15 protein-coding genes are annotated in these 16,517 nt (G+C 35.0%); 7 read left to right on the top strand and 8 right to left on the bottom strand.

Features of this window, described 5'->3' with window-relative positions:
• Nucleotides 1–221: 221 nt before the first annotated feature.
• Both BTA34_RS11395 and BTA34_RS11390 read left to right on the top strand, forming a co-directional pair.
• The gene (locus BTA34_RS11395; RefSeq protein WP_099074867.1) at nucleotides 222–1,388 is read left to right on the top strand and encodes an MFS transporter; all 1,167 of its coding nucleotides are present in this window, start codon (nucleotides 222–224) and stop codon (nucleotides 1,386–1,388) included.
• A 216-nt stretch (nucleotides 1,389–1,604) separates the two neighbouring features.
• Complete coding sequence (locus tag BTA34_RS11390; RefSeq protein WP_151436766.1) at nucleotides 1,605–2,183, top strand: DUF1287 domain-containing protein; 579 nt, start codon at nucleotides 1,605–1,607, stop codon at nucleotides 2,181–2,183.
• Between the two features lie 477 nt (nucleotides 2,184–2,660).
• Here BTA34_RS11390 and BTA34_RS11385 read toward each other — a convergent pair whose 3' ends face one another.
• Both BTA34_RS11385 and BTA34_RS11380 read right to left on the bottom strand, forming a co-directional pair.
• Nucleotides 2,661–3,044 (bottom strand): YkgJ family cysteine cluster protein, encoded by a 384-nt coding sequence (locus BTA34_RS11385; protein WP_151435682.1) that lies wholly within the window; start codon nucleotides 3,042–3,044, stop codon nucleotides 2,661–2,663.
• A 405-nt stretch (nucleotides 3,045–3,449) separates the two neighbouring features.
• Entirely contained in the window at nucleotides 3,450–3,794 is a 345-nt protein-coding gene (locus BTA34_RS11380) for a DMT family protein (protein WP_098942257.1), read from the bottom strand.
• 451 nt (nucleotides 3,795–4,245) lie between these two features.
• On the opposite strand from BTA34_RS11380, the gene umoC reads away from it, so the two are divergent.
• Entirely contained in the window at nucleotides 4,246–4,650 is a 405-nt protein-coding gene (gene umoC / locus BTA34_RS11375) for a lysozyme inhibitor LprI family protein (protein WP_151435681.1), read from the top strand.
• A 122-nt stretch (nucleotides 4,651–4,772) separates the two neighbouring features.
• On the opposite strand, the gene BTA34_RS11370 is transcribed toward umoC, so the two are convergent.
• The 4 genes from BTA34_RS11370 to BTA34_RS11355 all read right to left on the bottom strand — a co-directional run bounded on the left by BTA34_RS11370 (nucleotide 4,773) and on the right by BTA34_RS11355 (nucleotide 9,278).
• Nucleotides 4,773–5,477, bottom strand: coding sequence for a LutC/YkgG family protein (locus BTA34_RS11370; RefSeq protein ID WP_151435680.1), 705 nt, complete (start codon nucleotides 5,475–5,477; stop codon nucleotides 4,773–4,775).
• 1 nt (nucleotide 5,478) lies between these two features.
• Nucleotides 5,479–6,900 (bottom strand): LutB/LldF family L-lactate oxidation iron-sulfur protein, encoded by a 1,422-nt coding sequence (locus BTA34_RS11365; protein WP_075670932.1) that lies wholly within the window; start codon nucleotides 6,898–6,900, stop codon nucleotides 5,479–5,481.
• Between the two features lie 12 nt (nucleotides 6,901–6,912).
• Nucleotides 6,913–7,632, bottom strand: coding sequence for a (Fe-S)-binding protein (locus BTA34_RS11360; protein ID WP_151435679.1), 720 nt, complete (start codon nucleotides 7,630–7,632; stop codon nucleotides 6,913–6,915).
• A gap of 119 nt (nucleotides 7,633–7,751) precedes the next feature.
• Entirely contained in the window at nucleotides 7,752–9,278 is a 1,527-nt protein-coding gene (locus BTA34_RS11355; RefSeq protein WP_151435678.1) for an L-lactate permease, read from the bottom strand.
• Nucleotides 9,279–11,302: 2,024 nt separating this feature from the next.
• Here BTA34_RS11355 and BTA34_RS11350 point away from each other — a divergent pair.
• Nucleotides 11,303–11,593 (top strand): putative quinol monooxygenase, encoded by a 291-nt coding sequence (locus BTA34_RS11350; protein ID WP_151435677.1) that lies wholly within the window; start codon nucleotides 11,303–11,305, stop codon nucleotides 11,591–11,593.
• A gap of 193 nt (nucleotides 11,594–11,786) precedes the next feature.
• On the opposite strand, the gene BTA34_RS11345 is transcribed toward BTA34_RS11350, so the two are convergent.
• Complete coding sequence (locus tag BTA34_RS11345) at nucleotides 11,787–13,337, bottom strand: methyl-accepting chemotaxis protein (protein ID WP_151435676.1); 1,551 nt, start codon at nucleotides 13,335–13,337, stop codon at nucleotides 11,787–11,789.
• A 506-nt stretch (nucleotides 13,338–13,843) separates the two neighbouring features.
• On the opposite strand from BTA34_RS11345, the gene BTA34_RS11340 reads away from it, so the two are divergent.
• Together BTA34_RS11340 and BTA34_RS11335 are read left to right on the top strand one after the other, a co-directional pair.
• Complete coding sequence (locus BTA34_RS11340; protein WP_151435675.1) at nucleotides 13,844–14,425, top strand: histidine phosphatase family protein; 582 nt, start codon at nucleotides 13,844–13,846, stop codon at nucleotides 14,423–14,425.
• A gap of 67 nt (nucleotides 14,426–14,492) precedes the next feature.
• Complete coding sequence (locus BTA34_RS11335; protein WP_151435674.1) at nucleotides 14,493–15,380, top strand: PhzF family phenazine biosynthesis protein; 888 nt, start codon at nucleotides 14,493–14,495, stop codon at nucleotides 15,378–15,380.
• A gap of 199 nt (nucleotides 15,381–15,579) precedes the next feature.
• On the opposite strand, the gene BTA34_RS18535 is transcribed toward BTA34_RS11335, so the two are convergent.
• A complete protein-coding gene (locus BTA34_RS18535) occupies nucleotides 15,580–15,669 on the bottom strand; it encodes a hypothetical protein (protein WP_416202680.1) in 90 nt (29 codons plus the stop codon).
• A gap of 136 nt (nucleotides 15,670–15,805) precedes the next feature.
• On the opposite strand from BTA34_RS18535, the gene BTA34_RS11325 reads away from it, so the two are divergent.
• Nucleotides 15,806–16,474, top strand: a complete 669-nt coding sequence (locus BTA34_RS11325; protein ID WP_151435673.1) for a hypothetical protein — start codon at nucleotides 15,806–15,808, stop codon at nucleotides 16,472–16,474.
• The last annotated feature ends 43 nt before the right edge of the window (nucleotides 16,475–16,517 follow it).

The raw sequence follows: 16,517 nt of genomic DNA, 5'->3' as shown, positions 1-16,517 counted from the left end.
CGATAATCATGATTGATATAAATAAAATTGTTTGCTGGCATTAGATTTTATAATTTTATTTATGGCAATTTAAGCGCTATATTCGCGTCTCCTGAATTTAGGGACGCCATCCACTGTTTTCACCTTAGTTTCTTTTATCTTTCCTAGATAAAAGAATTGCCTCTATCAGGCATCGAGAAAACAGCACATTATCAACCGTTTTGATTGTGGAGACGAGGGTAGTGAAACAGAACACTACTTTGGTACGCAAAGGCGACAGTACATTAGTACCTGTGGCTGGGTTAACGGTATTTGCTATCGCGTCAGGCTATTTAATGAGTTTAATTCCACTGTCTATGAGCAGTTTTGGAATGGATACACTTTATGCCAGTTGGTTAGCAAGTATTTATTTTATTGGATTATTAATAGGTTCGGTCATGATAGAACCTATTATTGCAAGAATAGGGCATCGTCTTTCTTTCGTTGTATTTTTATTATTGCTGGCAGTGACTGTCGGTGTGTTGCCTTTAATGCCTTATTTATCAGCATGGATGGTTTTCCGTTTTATTGGTGGTATGGCGGTTGCAGGTATATTTGTTGTTGTCGAGTCATGGCTATTAATTGGCGATAATCCTAAAGAGCGAGCTAAACGCTTAGGTTTTTATATGACCTCGCTTTATGGCGGCACGACATTAGGACAATTGGCGATTGGTGCAATTGGTACGCAAGGCGCTATCCCATTTATGGCGATATTAGTTTTGCTATTAATTGCCGTATTACCGCCTCTGCTTTTTAAACAGGGGCAACCACAAGGGCATGACCATAAAAGTTTGTCACTCAAGCAGATGAGCCGATTAAATAAAGCTGCTTTAGTGGGCTGTATGGTGTCTGGTGTTGTGATGGGCAGTATTTATGGCATGATGCCATTGGCTTTAAATCAAGGGCAATTTACAACAGACCAAATAGGTGTGTTGATGGCAGCAATTATTTTAGGTGGAATGGTGGTTCAGCCTATTATTAGTAAATTGTCTGTGATGATAAGCAAAACACTGTTATTAGCGATGATGTGTTTAGTGGGCGTTTTTGCCATGGGACTGACTTATCTTTCTAGCGATTATATGGTGCTTATTATTGCATTAGCGCTATTAGGAATGTCTTCTTTTGCACTTTATCCTATCGCTATTACATTAGCGTGTGATCATGTGAATGCGAGTTACATTGTCGCTATTACACAAGTGATGCTATTAAGTTATAGCATTGGCTCTGCTATTGGACCTTTAGGGGCAGGAATGTTTATGGCACAAGCTAATAACGGCATTATGAATTTCTTCTTTGTGGTGTTATTAGTGACAGCAATTTACATGCTGTTTGCAAGTTTACGTCGTAAAAGCCATATTGTGTTGAACTAAACGTTTTTCTCTTACTTGTTCTCTTGCTTCTTCTTTTCTCTTATTTATCAGCCGAGCTTACCGTAAAGGTGGCTCGGTTTTTTTATAGTTACTCTAAAAACGAATTAAGACTTCCCTGATATTTTTATACTGTGCTTTATCAGTATAAACAGATAACGTCATTTCTTTCTTAAATAATGGATTTAACTTTTTCATGGAGAACATACAGTGAAAATAATGAAAATCAGTGTTTTACTCTTACTCATTATTCCCTTTTCAAGTGTACAAGCGATAACCTCAGAACAAAATAAAAAGCTGGTGGAATATGCAACCGACTTACCAAGAGCCGTAATTTACGACTCTGATTATCGAAAAATAGACTACCCAATGGGAGACGTGCCTGCTTATAAAGGTGTTTGTAGTGATGTAATTATTCGTAGTTATCGTGGGATTGATATCGACTTACAAAAATTACTGCATGAAGATATTAAAGCCAATTTTTCTGCTTACCCAAGTAAACGAATGTGGGGATTGAATAAACCTGATACGAATATTGATCACCGTAGAGTTCCCAATTTAGAGGTCTTTTTTACAAGAAAAGGAAAAGTAAAACCGATTACAAAAAATGCCGAAGATTATGTGCCGGGCGATATCGTTAGCTGGCGTTTAGATAATGGACGGCCTCATATTGGCATTGTAGTAAATAAGAAAAGCGGGGATAACCAACGCTATCTCGTTATGCATAATATTGGGTTTGGGCAAGTTGCTGAGGATGTTTTATTTTCGTGGAAAATAACAGGGCACTTTACCTACTAAAGAGGTAAATGAGAAAAATTTGAGGTATTTAATTTTTTATAAAAAATAGAATAAAAATAATAACAATAAAAATAAATCTAACATTTAAGCGATAAATAAAATAATGCCCATACTGATGTTATGCAAAGTATGGGCATTATTTCTGGGAAAGAATATTTTCATCAGAAATATTCATAATCATTCCTCTAAGCCACCGAGTAACATACTAACGACAGCCATCGAACAGATAAAAGAAAGGAAAAGGATAAAAAAAGAGCTACTGATCATAATGCCCTCCAACTTTTTTACTATTTTTAAATAAAAAACCTCACTAAACACACGTTATTAATTCATTACCTTATATACTAGGTTATTTAAAAATAAAGTCAAACTAACGTATTATTTAATAATGGTTTTTTTGTGCTGTTATTTTATTTTTTATAAAAAATAGGTTGGATGGTACTAAATGATCAGGAGGGGCTTTACCCCTCTGATGTCTTACGCGCTATGAGGTAAGGTGATGTGAGTTAATGGAGGCAAACCATAAGCCGCTCTTGCACGATCACAAGCTTCATTAGGAATGCCATTTACCCAAGATTGTTGAAATTCACGACAAGGAGAAGGGCGTTGTTCATAGATAGAACAGCTTACACACTCTCCCACTTCACCAACCAGTTTGTCACAGCGGGGTTTTTTAGAATTCGTTCCTTTCATGCAAGAGAGAAAAGGCGTTAATGGTTCTGTTAATTCATCCGGAACCACGCCTCCACCACTTACCATTTCAGCCCAATAGAACGAAACTCTAAAATAGGCGCAACAAGCACCACAATGCATACAGGGATTATCCTGCATATAAATAAAATCGTTAGAATGTTTGCTCATACCAGATACCATTTTATCTGACGTTAAAGTGACAAAACGCACGTTTTAAGGGTGCGGTAGTTTAAGAGAGGCAAAAAAAGGCAGAGAAACGATGCTTCTCTTAGAGCAATCATTATGCGCTGAATGAAAATTATTTTTCAAGAGAAATATTTCTGTATATGAAATTTTTTTATTACAAAACAGACTATTATTTTGTAAAAGCATTCTAAGTAGACTATATAACTTAATGGTAAGTGATGGTGTTATTTAACCCTCGGTAAAAACTACACTATACATAGTATTAAAAATCATCAGAAAGTAAGATTTTGAATAAAAAAAGCCTTATCAGTTTTGATAAGGCGATAACAAAATAAGCGTAGATACATGCCGGAAAAATAAGCTAACGATATCAACTAATCGGTTTTTCTAAAAAGGACCTTTAAAAATAAATAAAGCACCAGCACCAATTAAAAGAAAACCAATAAAATGGTTTAATGTAAAATTTTCGCCTAAGTAAGTGACAGAAAAAATAGCGAAAATAGTTAATGTAATCACTTCTTGTATGGTTTTTAATTCAGCGGCACTGTAGTAATTATGACCAATGCGATTTGCGGGTACAGCAAAGCAGTATTCAACAAATGCAATCAACCAGCTTAAAATAATGACAACAATAAGGGGTTTATTGCCATATTTTAGATGCCCATACCAAGCAAATGTCATAAAAATGTTGGAAATGATAAGAAGAATAATGGGGGTAAATTTGTAGAACATATTGGTGATACCACGGGTCGTTTTTAGGCAAAAATTGCCAATAAGAATGATATGAGATTACTGCAAAAAAAGAGGGTTTTCTATTGCCATGCTAAGAAAAAAAGAGTGAAAATGAAAATAGCAGGATTTTTTCGGTATAAGAAAATTTGTCATTTTATCAATTAAACACAAAATTAAAGTAGTAAATGACAATTTTTAAAATTATTGGCTGAGTTTCAATCTATTTATATTGGGTTAAATAATCTTTATTTGATAAAAAATAAGCAAAATACGTTTGAATTAAAAAGATATTAATAATGTTTTCTTATTATTGCTCGATTGAAATTTAAATTTATCGAGTAAGATGCGATATATCCTAAAATGATGCTGTTCGCACTAATAGATGTGATATTCGTTATTTTATACATTATGTTGAACATAAATTTATTATAAATTTCTATAAGGAGTTTGCGTGAAAATAAGTTTATTTCTGATCTCTTGCAGTTTACTTACAGTGAGCTTTTTTTCTTCGGCACAAGGTAAATACGATCCTTTAGCAAAATGTTATGAAGTGACCGCAAACGAGCCGAGAACAGCAGTGCAAACTTGTTTATTAGATGAGTTAAAACTGACAGAACAGCAAATGAATGTCATTTATGACAAAAGTAAGAGTGATCTTGAAGATACGGATTCTGTTGCAGCGAAAAGTGCCATTGATGCTTTAGCCAGTTCTCAACAGCATTTTATTCAATTTAGAAGCGCTGAATGTCAACGACAATCCGCATTATTAATGGGCGGCTCAGGGGCAGGAGATATTTTACTGGCATGCGAAATAAAATTAAATCAATGGAGAGCAAAAATTTTATTAAATAATTAATTGGCAAATAATAGAGAAAAACCCAAAAGCCATTACTTACCTTTTGGGTTTGATTTAGGCGCCGATAAACGACTTTGACTGTTAGCTATTTTGTTATCGTTTTCACGTTATTTTATCTTCAATTAGCAATCTTCAATAATAAGATAAGCCGCATGAACAGGGCCATGAACCCCCCACACTTTAATCAATTCAATATCAGCAGTAGAACTAGCACCGCCAATTAAATTGATACAAGACGGCATTCTCACACCTTCTTGAGCCATCTTATGTAAACGCTCAGCAATTTGAGCCACACGAGGCAAAATATCGCTTTTACGTAGGATCACAATTGAGGTTTCAGGTAATAAACTCACGGCACGGCCTTTCTCTGGAGACGAAAATAAAACAATCCCGCCAGATTCCGTTAATCCCGCTTCAGCAAAAACAATCCCGATTTGAGAGCGTTCAGCATGAACAATATTTTCACGCCCAAGTGCAGGGTCCCAAATATAAGTTTCATATTTTTCGCTAATTGCTTTTGTGACGCCAAGTGCATCTAAACGTTCATCACCACTTATTACCACCGAGCCTTTACAATCATAACTTTCACATAGCTCAATTAGGCTATTAATAACTTCATCAGGTTTGCTAACAACACATTTTACCATTTGAGTCTGTGCAAAGTCCGTAAACTCTTTGCACAGTTCATCTTGAGTCAAATTAGTTAAGCGTGTTTTCGCTAAATTGTTTACCGGTGTAGGCTGCGGTTGTGGCTTGTACGCAATAGGACGTCCTAATTTTTCAGCAATAGTTTGCAGAAATTCATTACGATTTTGTTCGTTTAACATATTATTTTTTTCCTTCTGCTTTATGGCGTTTAAACCAACTACGGAAGCTATAACCATCTGGTTTAGGGAGATCACGGGATTCCATCCAATCATTAAGAACACTGATTTTGATTGGTGTAGAACCATTTTTGATCATTAATCCCGCCATTTTCGCACCGACATTCATACCTACTTTCCAAAGGGCAGGGTGTGAATTAAGGTAGTTAAACATACCGGTAACTCGACGTTCTGCTTTTGGTGTAAGGCCCGTTTCTGCCATTACACGGCGATGTTTTAAAATCAGTTGTGCTAAAGGAATTTTGACTGGGCAAACCACATTACAAGCGTTACATAGTGAACATGCATAAGGGAGATCGTGGAAATCTTTATAACCGCCTAATAGTGGTGAAATTACCGCACCAATTGGACCAGGATAAATGGAGCCATAAGCATGACCACCAATATTACGATAAGCAGGGCATGTATTTAAGCAAGCACCACAACGAATACAACGTAAAATATCTTTAAATTGGGAGCCTAAAATTTCAGAACGACCATTGTCCACAATCACTAAATGGAACTCTTCAGGGCCATCAACATTGCCTGCTTCACGTGGACCTGTCACCCAAGTGTTATAACTGGTTAAACGGGAGCCAACGGCGCTACGACATAGCATGGTTATCAACGGATCAACTTCTTCAAAGGTAGGAGCCACACGTTCCATACCCATCACCGCGATATGGGTTTTAGGTAATGTTGTGGTCATTCTTGCGTTACCTTCATTGGTGACTAAACAGACAGTACCTGTTTCAGCCACGGCAAAGTTACAGCCAGTGACACCAATATCAGCAGAAAGGAAATCTTGTCTTATACGTTGTCTAATGAAAAGCGTCATGTCTTCGGGCGTTTCACTGCCTTCATAATTGAGTTTTTCATTTAAAACTTTGCGAATTTGATAACGATCTTTGTGGATCGCCGGAACCACGATATGAGACGGTGGATCATTATCTAATTGAAGAATATATTCACCAAGGTCAGTTTCGATGATCTCAATGCCTTCATTTTGTAAGGCTTTATTCATCCCAATTTCTTCGGTGACCATTGATTTAGATTTTACAATCTTCTTCGCATTTTTCTTTTTGGCAACTTCACAAATATAACGAGAGGCATCTTCTGCTGTTTTAGCAAAATAAACGTGGCCTCCGTTTTCAGTCACTTTTTCGGATAATTGATAGAGATAAGCATCTAAGTTTTCAAGAACATGGTTACGGATTTGTTCAGCACGATCACGCCACTCTTCCCAATTACCTAGCTCCTTCACCATGATTTGACGGTTAGCCCCAATACGCTCTTGCGCCATAACAACCGCATTACGCATAATTGTGTCTTTCATTTCATGTTCTAGACGAGGTCTGAAATCTATATCACTGGTTTTGATAGACATAAGCAGGCTCCCTTATTGGCTCATTAAAACTTGTGCAATATGCAACACTTTTACAGGTCGTTTTTCACGACTTAAACGACCTTGAATGTTGATTAAGCAGCTTGTATCGGCACCAATGACATAATCAGGGCTGACATCCATAATATGTTTGACTTTCTCAGTCACCATTTCGCCTGAAATTTCAGACATCTTCACGGAGAATGTTCCCCCAAAGCCACAGCAGGTTTCTGAGTTTGCAAAAGGCAACATTTCAAGACCTTCAACATGTTTTAACAGCGTTAAAGGCTCACTTACGACACCTAACTTTCTGGTTAAACTGCAAGATGGGTGATAAACCGCTTTACCTGGCAGACGAGCGCCAACATCAACAACTCCAAGGGTGTTAACAATAAAGCTGGTTAAATCAATAAGGCGATTGGCAACACTTTGCGCGCGTAATGCCCATTGAGGCTCATCCGCAAGATAAGTGGGATAACCTTTAATGGCATAAGTACAGGAGCCTGCGGGTGAAATAATGGGATAGTCGTTCACTTCCAATGTTTCAATTAACGATTTCATGGCTGGTTTTGCGTTATTAACATAACCGCTATTAAGCGCAGGCTGACCACAGCAACCTTGGCGTTCCTGAAATAAGACTTCGCAGCCTAATTTTTCAAGTAACAAGACGGTGTCTCGGGCTGAATCTGCTTTCAGCACATCACCAAGACAGGTCGCATAAAAATTAACTTTCATTAATCGAACTCCAAAACATCGCTCAGATGTTATTATTTTTACTAAAGATAAAATTCTTTTATTGCTTCGTTATAAGGGGAGAAGTGAATGGAATAAACACGCTCACTTCTCCTTATTAATTAGTTCATTAGATGATAAATAATGCCGATCTTCGCCCCAAGAATAACGATGTAAGCGATACAGTATTTTAAGGTTTCACGCATAATGGCACTGCTTTGGCCATCCATTTTTGTTGCTGAAACAGCAATGGCGATACTTTGAGGTGAAATCATTTTACCGCCCGTTGCACCAGAGGTATTGGCAGCGGCCAGAATGAATGGATCAATATTAAGTTTAGCGGCTGCACTGGTTTGTAACTTACCAAACAGCACGTTAGAGTTGGTGTCACTGCCTGTTACGAACGTTCCTAATGCACCGATCACTGGTGCAATAAAGATAAATCCTGCGCCGGTGAAATCGACTAAGGTTTCAGCGATACTGCCAATCATGCCACTGAAATCCATAACGGTTGCCATCGCTACGATTGCCGTAATGGCAATAATAGAGTTTTTCAATTGGATAGTTGTTTTAACCAGAACAGAGATAAGCGTTGAAACACTTGCGCCTTGAATGGTTCCCCCCACAAAGCTGGCGAGAATAATTAATACACCCGGTGTACTTAACCAAGCAATGGTTTGATATTCCGTTTGTGTTTCACTTAATACAAATGGGATCTTTGTGGAAATTGCTCCCGCCATACTTTGGATTGTCGGGAACAAAGGTGAGCACGCTAAAATAAAGATAAAGGTAAACAGATAAATAGAGCTAGCAACTAACAACTCTTTGCCAGTGTGTTTTTTGACATTTTTTTGTTTATCACCACTATTTTTCATGCGTTTAGCAAGGAAAATAACCACAATTAAGCTGACTAAGCTACCTGCAAATGCGGGTAATTCAGCACCTAAATTGGCAGCAACGATATATTGAGGGATCAATGTACTGATACCACACATTAAGGTAATAAATCCGACACCTTTAATTGCTTTAATTCCGCCACCCGCAATGGCAACGATGACAAAAGGCAATACGATATTAAATAATCCCAACTGAATAATAATCGTTTTGCTCAGCACTAATACATCAAGCCCTGTATTTTGCGCCAAAATTGAAACGGGAATACCAACCGCACCAAAAGCAGTAGGAACCGTATTGGCAACTAAAGAGGCAACGGCTGCTTTAAAAGGATCAAATCCAAGTGCAATTAAAATGCCGATAGGAATGGCAACCGCAGTACCATAACCCGCAACCGCTTCAAGAAAGCCACCAAAACACCATGAGATAAGCAGAACTTGCACTCGCTTATCATCACTTATGCCTGCCAGCACATCTTTAAGAACATCCATGCCACCTGTTTTTAGCATTAAGTTATAGCTATAAATAGCAGCAAGAATAACGATAATGATTGGCCACAATCCTTTAACTGCACCATAAAGGACAGAGACTGAAGCAAATTGAATGGTGTTGTTCCAATGGAAAATAGCAAGTGCAACAGTTATTACTAAAGAGACAAGCACTGCATGGTGAACGGCTGATTTCATTTTTAAGATCATAAAAATCAAAACCGCTAACGGCACAATGCCTAATAAGAATGATAGATAGTCTGACATGATTATTTTTATCCTTAAGTTTGCAATTTTTATCGTTTATAACTGCGTTGGCAAACCTATAAGTTGGTCATTATATAATTGTGTAGGGTACTAGGTTTTATTAATGCTCTACTTTGCTGAAACGATAAATCATAAATAAAAAAAGATAGTTACTAACCTAAACAATGAAAAATATCATCACTTAGGAAATTGTCAGGTTAGATTAGTTGGCTATTGTAGGGAATATTTATTGAGATGTAATAGAATAAAATCAATTGTGTGACAAATATAAAAAAATTCCTTTTTTCTCTTTATTTGCTTGTTAATTGTCGCGTTTTTTGATGTTTGTCAATGTAATTAAATTGCTAATGTTGTTGCCGAATTGATTTTTGATGAAAAAAAGAACGATATTGAGGGTTTTAGCTATGTAATAAAAAGATAAACTTCAGCCTAAAATGCCATTTTTTAGGATAAAAAGGACCATCGATGCCTAGATTAAACATAAATTAAGTTAATGAATTATTTTTTTGCCTATTTTATTAACAAATAAAATAAATGTTTTTTATTTTAATATTCTATTATTATAAATTTTGCTGAATTAATTATTTAAATTATTTTTTTATTTTATTTTTATAATGTTTCACCTTATTATAAATATTGTTTTATTTTTTAACTTTTTTATATTTCATTTTATTTTTTCATCTTGTTTAAAATATCTATTATTTAAATTTTTTTATTGTTTATTTCTTGCTGGTTTTTTACTTGTTTTTACTTTTTTTATATATTGAAACATGCTAATTCTTTGTTTTTTTATTGGTATCTATTTTGTTTAGTATGAAAAAATAAATTATCATCATAAATTTATTTTTATTTGTTTTTAATTTAATAATTTTAATTATACAAAACTAATATTTTTATATTAACTGTTTAAATGGATATTAATGTGATTTTCTCATCAATGATTGACTTCTTTTTGTATCCAGAGGCGCACAATTACTCGCTTTCGAACTAGATTTAATTGTAATACAAATCAGTGGGATAATGAGTCTATGATAAGCAAAATAAATAATAAATGAGAATGGTTCTTTCTAACGATCCTCATTTAAAGATATGATTGACGAGCCTCTGATCACATTGATAAAAGTAAAAAGTCTATTTTTCTTATTCTTTGTGACTGAGAAATCGCGAAATAAATACTATTTAATAATAGAAAAATATTTATTTAAGGGTATTTCTTACCTTTTTTAACGTGTTTAAGTTGACTGTTATAGAACAAAGATAAGAGATCAAATATTTTTGAAGTCATAGTCTCATTTTTAGATGAGATATTCATTTTCCCCAAGCAATTGTCATACAAATATTCAAGATAAAAAAGGTGATTGAAAAGTGAGTTGGCAGATAATTATCTTCGGTTTAACTACGTAATAATCTCTAACGGAATATTTTCTTTAGTGTGTAAATCTGTTGTTGTCTGTTTTTAGCGCTATAAAGTTATCTCACAATAAGTGATATAACCCTGAGATTATTATGGGAGTATTAATAGTGAAAAGATTATTTTCATCATTAAATAGCGCTTTTTTGATAATGGAAATCAGCGATTATGTTAGCGATGTTTTAGGATTTAACATTTGACGCTTTCCAGAACGACTGAAATAAGTTGGCAAATACAAACAGTTTGTCTGATATTGGTAAAATTGTTTACATTTTATTATTGACGTTGTTACACATGAAAAAAAAGAACCAAAGTGTGAACTAGGTTCCTTTTTTTCGTTGAGATAAACGCGCATTAATGAGCAAATCGAATGCCATTCTAGACGCCATTACAATCACACCACTGTCAGAACTAAGATTAACGGTTCACTATTTTGATTGAGAAATCTCACTTAGAGACAACAGTCGTCGCAATTTCCTCGATGTAAATTGAGTTTCTCTAATGGAAAGTGCTTTTGCCTAAATGTAAATAATGAAATAAAGAATTATGCTAGAGTAATTTCAGGTTGTTATTTATTTTTCATTTGTACTTATGTTGGAATACAGGATTTTATATGAATAATATCAGGTTAATAGCCACGATTGTGGCAAAAGAAAATCATGAAAATGAAGTGTTATCTGCTTGCAAGGCGATGATAAAACCAAGTCATCAAGATGAAGGATGTATCCAGTACGAACTTCATAAGGATACCACTCAACCAAGAACCTTTATTTTCTTTGAAATATGGGAAAACCAGAGTGCTATCGATAAACACAATGAAACGACACATATGAAAGCATTTATCGAAAATTTAAAAGATAAAATTGATTCACTAGAGATTAAATTTATTGAGAAATTAGCTTAATACTCTTTTTCTTCAGTAAGTAAGTTAAGCAGATATACCATTAAGGTCTATCTGCTTATTTTTTAAGTGGTCATTGTTAATATGAAGCAATGACCAAAATAGTTGAGCAGGTTGTGTTATCAGCTTTTTTGCTGAAAAGATAATCAGTAAAGAACAACGCGCTCTACTACAATTGCTCTACTACAATAATGAATTAGATGCACTTAATCTGAAAGTAATTCACTAATTTATTCAGATTAAGTGCTTGTTCATTGAGTGAATTCGCAGCGGCTACCGATTCCTCGACTAATCCCGCATTCTGTTGAGTTGTTGAATCAAGCTGACTTATAGCATTATTGATTTGCGATATACCATCACTTTGTTCATTACTTGCCTGCCCAATTTCACGCAAGAGTGCGCTGATCTCTTCGACATCGGTGATCATTTTTTGGATCTGAGAGTCGGCTTGTTCAACTAATTCCAGTCCTTCTTGTGTTTGAGTTGATGAATTATCGATAAGCGCGCGTATATCATTAGCGGAGTCCGCACTTTTTTGTGCCAGTAGTCTGACTTCACCCGCAACAACCGCAAAACCTTTACCATGTTCACCCGCTCTTGCGGCTTCAACAGCGGCATTTAGTGCAAGAATATTAGTTTGGAATGCAATGGCATCGATTAAATTAATAATGTCTGTCATTTGAGATGATGAGCTATTAATGGCTCTCATTTTTTCAGTTAGCTGAAGCATCATTTCGCCATTATGATGTACGGCGATTTCAGTTTTTTCAGCAACATTAATCGCATCATGAGTATGATCTGCGGTATTTTTAACGGTTGATGTCATCTGCTCCATGGAGCTTGCCGTTTCTTCTACTGATGTTGCTTGCTCTTCTGTTCTTGCGGCTAAATTTTGGCTACCTGCCGTAATTTGCTCTGCTGCTGACGAAATATTTTCAGCGCCGTTTTGTACATTTTGCACAACCTCTAATAGGTGTGTTTTCATTTCAGCAAGGGCTTGTAATAATATTCCTGCTTCATCCTGATAATCAGTATTCACTTCTTGTGTTAAATCACCATTAGCAATGGCTTTAGCAAAGTTTATTGCCTTCTCTAATGGAAGTGTAATGCCTTTAGTAATAAACCATCCTAAAATACTGCCCACAATAATACTGACTAGGGTTAATAATACTAAAAATATTCTTTTCTCAATGAAATCACGTTCAACAGCGTCACCTGCCTCTTCCATTTTTTGATTTTGTAATTCGATAAACTCTAATATTTTATCGCGATACTTTAACTGAATAACGGAAGTTTTTGTGATCAGTTCATTGACTGCAGCGTGTCTGTTATTTTCATTAAATGCCTTCACCACAAAGTTTTGAGAGTTTATATATTGCTGACGAATATCATAAACCTCAGCTAAGATTTTTTTTGACTCAGCATCGTGTGTGGTTTCGTCTAATTCTTTCAATAGCTGTGCAACTTTAGCGGTGATCTCTGCTTTTTTACTCTCTTGCTCAGCGGCTAAACTTCCTTGCTCATCAAGCATAGTGAGTTGCTGAAATATAATAAACTCATTGAAATTATTAATCAGTAAGTTGGCTCTGACTGTGGCTGGATAGATATCATCAACAACATCATGAATATCTTGATTTGCACTATTTAAACCCATTAATGCGAAACCGGAACCCAACATAATTAACATCACAAAAGTTGCAAATGCGATGGTTAACTTTGTACGAATTTTAAAGTTTTTAAAGAACATGCTTAACCCTGGATAAATAATAATTAATAAGTATTTGTAACTTATTTAAGAACAAACAGTATCGGTAAGCGGTGGCAGAACTTTAGTCATTAAACTAAATAAAGGGAGATAAAAAGGCTTGCATTGATTTTTAACATATTATTTTTATTGTAAAAAAGAGATCTCCTCCATTTTTTTATCTAAATGTGCTGAGTATTTAAGTTTCATTCAGCTTTATAAATTTGGGTGTAAAGTAATAAAAAATTAAAAAAACTCTTTATTTTCTGTTAACAATTGTTTGGTCGATTTTAATTTTGTTAATTAATTTTGAGGCGTTTAGAAGGTAGAATAAAGATCAATAGAGTGTAAAACTGGCTAAATAAACGCTATCTAAGACTTGCATACCTCTGCAACCTTTTTGGCTATGCTAGACTGAGAGACTTAAAACCAGTGAGTTTATAGTTAATACAAGATGTATTTTAACTTTCCCTCTTTCTTATACTCAGTTGACTTAAAGGTAACGCTGTATGCGCAGTGTATTGATATTTTTGAGCGTATTTATTTTAGGATTTAGTTATATGGCGTATTCTGATCAAACACTTGTTTTTATAAGACATGGTGAAAAACCTGATAATGATAGTGGGCAACTGACCTGTAAAGGATTAAATAGAGCATTAGCTCTGCCTGATGCGCTTATAAATCAATTTGGCAAACCTGATGCATTATTCGCAGCAGCACCTAAACAGAGCAAGTTAGGCAATTCATTACGTTCACTCCAAACGATCTCACCTATCGCGATTAAAACCTCATTGCCTATTCATCTTCAATATCATGCTAAAGAGATAAAAGCATTACGTGAGGAACTGTTAAGTCAACAGTATGTAAACTCAGTTATTTTTATTGTATGGGAGCATGATAATTTAACCAAAGTTGCGCGAGATATTATGAAACAAGAGGGTGGAGATCCTAAATTAATTCCTAAATGGAAAAGCAGTGATTTTGATAGTATCTATATCTTAAGGATTATCCGAGAGGGTGATAAGAAAAGTATCGTATTTGAACAAAGACAACAAGGGTTAGATGGCGTGTCAGAAATTTGCCCTGATTAGTAAGTATTTTATAACACTCTATTTTTACACACAGACTTAATGCTATTCGAAGCAATGCGGGAAATATATGCAAAATGAAGCGATACACTCAGTAGAACACGAGATCAAAGTACACCTTGTAAACTCATTTACTCGAAATAATAAAGGTGGCAATCCTGCTGGCGTGGTACTTAACCCTCCTCAATTAAGTGATGAGCAGAAAATTGCTATCGCGAAAGAAGTCGGGTTTTCTGAAACAGCTTTTGTTTATCAAGGTGAGGAGACTGATTTTAAAGTTGATTTTTTTACCCCTGAAGGAGAGGTCGATTTTTGTGGTCATGCGACATTAGCGGTATTTTTTACTTTATCTTCACTCAATTTATTGGCTTCTGGCCATTACACACAAAAAACGAAAGCAGGCATTTTAAGCGTCGCAATTGATGATGAAAATGTCGTTATGGAGCAAACACTGCCAGTTTCACGACAAGCTCCAAATATCGATGCTGTAGCTGCTGCACTGGGAATAAATAGTGAAATTATTTCAACAACAGGCTTACCTATTGAGATATTTTCAACGGGATTACCCGATATTCTGATCCCCGTCCAATTTGGACAACTAGATACGCTAAAACCTAATTTTGAAGCAATTGCAAACTTAAGTCGTGAATTTAATACTATCGGTTTTCATGTTTTTGAGCTTAGCCAAGATAAAGAAATCACTGCACATTGTCGTAACTTTGCGCCTTTATATGGCATCAATGAAGAGTCTGCAACAGGAAGTTCAAGTGGTGCTTTAGGCTGCTATCTTGTTAAGCATGTTTTCCCTCATAAAGCACATTTTCTATTAGAGCAGGGACGTGCAATGCAATGTTCCTCGCTTATTAACGTTATTATTGATTCAACCCAAAATACAATTAGTAGAGTGAGAGTAGGTGGCAAAGCGACAATGATTGGCGTGAAGATTATTACTCTTTAGAAAAAATAAAAAATTTTTGATTTCTAAACCTTATTTAAAAGAGTGATGTAATTTCAAGGTGATAAGTGATAGTGATCCTTTATCATAATTTAAATTTGAAATTCAATTTGATCCTCGCCATAAAATAAATCCAGTGTATCTATCCTAAAATTGGAGGGTTCACTGGAAAATTATTTTATAGTCGAAAATGAATATATAATTATTGAGTTAGCTTTTCTATTTCAATAGGAATATGGGTAAGTTGATTACAAGAAAGGTTAAGTACATTGAGCTGTTTACATTCAAAAATAGATAAAGATAAATGCGTTAAATGATTGTTATAAGTACTATTACTGTATAAAGGAAAGGTGATGTAACATTTATTTTTGCCTTATCTATAAGAATAATAAGTAATATTTTTAGTATTAAATAAAAGGATGTTCACTATGTTTAAAAGATATAATATTAAATTAATTATGGTTAGATTAATATTTATTTCATTTGTTTGTTCCATATTATCAGGTTGTCTCTCATTTAATTTGATGGTCGCTACTGATCATGAAGCCGGTTACCAAAAATCTAATTGGGGATCAGATACTATTACTGCGCTTTCATTAGCGAATGATACAAATGGAAATACTGGGTGGGTATTTGTTGGAGAAAATTTTGACTACTTACTGAGCCATGGAGGCGATAATATTGTAAGTATATTGAAAGATCTGGTTATATTCCGAGATAAAATTATCGTTGAACAACCAGCCCAATTTATTATTGATCCAAAAAGAAAAGAGTTTTCAGGAAGAGTGGAACTTAATTATCGTTGGACTGAAGAAAAGGATAAAATGGCAATCACAAAATACGGTTTTTCATGTAATGATAATACAAAGATGTGTTCAGTATTGATACAAAATTTAGTCGGTACTATACATGAAAAAAATAAAGAGCAAGATATAACCTATTTAATGCAATTCTATCATTCATTCGAGGTTGAGTTTTACCAATATAAATCAAACTCTTTTGGGTCAAAAACTGCCCGAGCATTACTTCCTGTGACATTAGCTTTAGATGTCGTTACATTGCCTTTGCAGTATCTATTTTTTGCAACGAAAAAATAATTGAGTAGGTGGTATTGTAAAAGCAATTGGAACGCCGAACTTT

This window comes from Proteus sp. CD3 (assembly GCF_008808075.1).
Taxonomy (GTDB): domain Bacteria; phylum Pseudomonadota; class Gammaproteobacteria; order Enterobacterales; family Enterobacteriaceae; genus Proteus; species Proteus appendicitidis.
The sequence above is the reverse complement of the archived record's forward strand: the minus strand, read 5'-3'. Positions and strand labels throughout refer to the sequence as shown.

Excerpts from the sequence above, each read along its gene's own strand:
- BTA34_RS11390 (WP_151436766.1), top strand. The coding sequence starts at position 1,605 with ATGAAAATCAGTGTTTTACTCTTACTCATTATTCCCTTTTCAAGTGTA.
- BTA34_RS11385 (WP_151435682.1), bottom strand. The coding sequence starts at position 3,044 with ATGAGCAAACATTCTAACGATTTTATTTATATGCAGGATAATCCCTGT.
- BTA34_RS11380 (WP_098942257.1), bottom strand. The coding sequence starts at position 3,794 with ATGTTCTACAAATTTACCCCCATTATTCTTCTTATCATTTCCAACATT.
- BTA34_RS11370 (WP_151435680.1), bottom strand. The coding sequence starts at position 5,477 with ATGTTAAACGAACAAAATCGTAATGAATTTCTGCAAACTATTGCTGAA.
- BTA34_RS11365 (WP_075670932.1), bottom strand. The coding sequence starts at position 6,900 with ATGTCTATCAAAACCAGTGATATAGATTTCAGACCTCGTCTAGAACAT.
- BTA34_RS11360 (WP_151435679.1), bottom strand. The coding sequence starts at position 7,632 with ATGAAAGTTAATTTTTATGCGACCTGTCTTGGTGATGTGCTGAAAGCA.
- BTA34_RS11355 (WP_151435678.1), bottom strand. The coding sequence starts at position 9,278 with ATGTCAGACTATCTATCATTCTTATTAGGCATTGTGCCGTTAGCGGTT.
- BTA34_RS11350 (WP_151435677.1), top strand. The coding sequence starts at position 11,303 with ATGAATAATATCAGGTTAATAGCCACGATTGTGGCAAAAGAAAATCAT.
- BTA34_RS11345 (WP_151435676.1), bottom strand. The coding sequence starts at position 13,337 with ATGTTCTTTAAAAACTTTAAAATTCGTACAAAGTTAACCATCGCATTT.
- BTA34_RS11340 (WP_151435675.1), top strand. The coding sequence starts at position 13,844 with ATGCGCAGTGTATTGATATTTTTGAGCGTATTTATTTTAGGATTTAGT.
- BTA34_RS11335 (WP_151435674.1), top strand. The coding sequence starts at position 14,493 with ATGCAAAATGAAGCGATACACTCAGTAGAACACGAGATCAAAGTACAC.
- BTA34_RS11325 (WP_151435673.1), top strand. The coding sequence starts at position 15,806 with ATGTTTAAAAGATATAATATTAAATTAATTATGGTTAGATTAATATTT.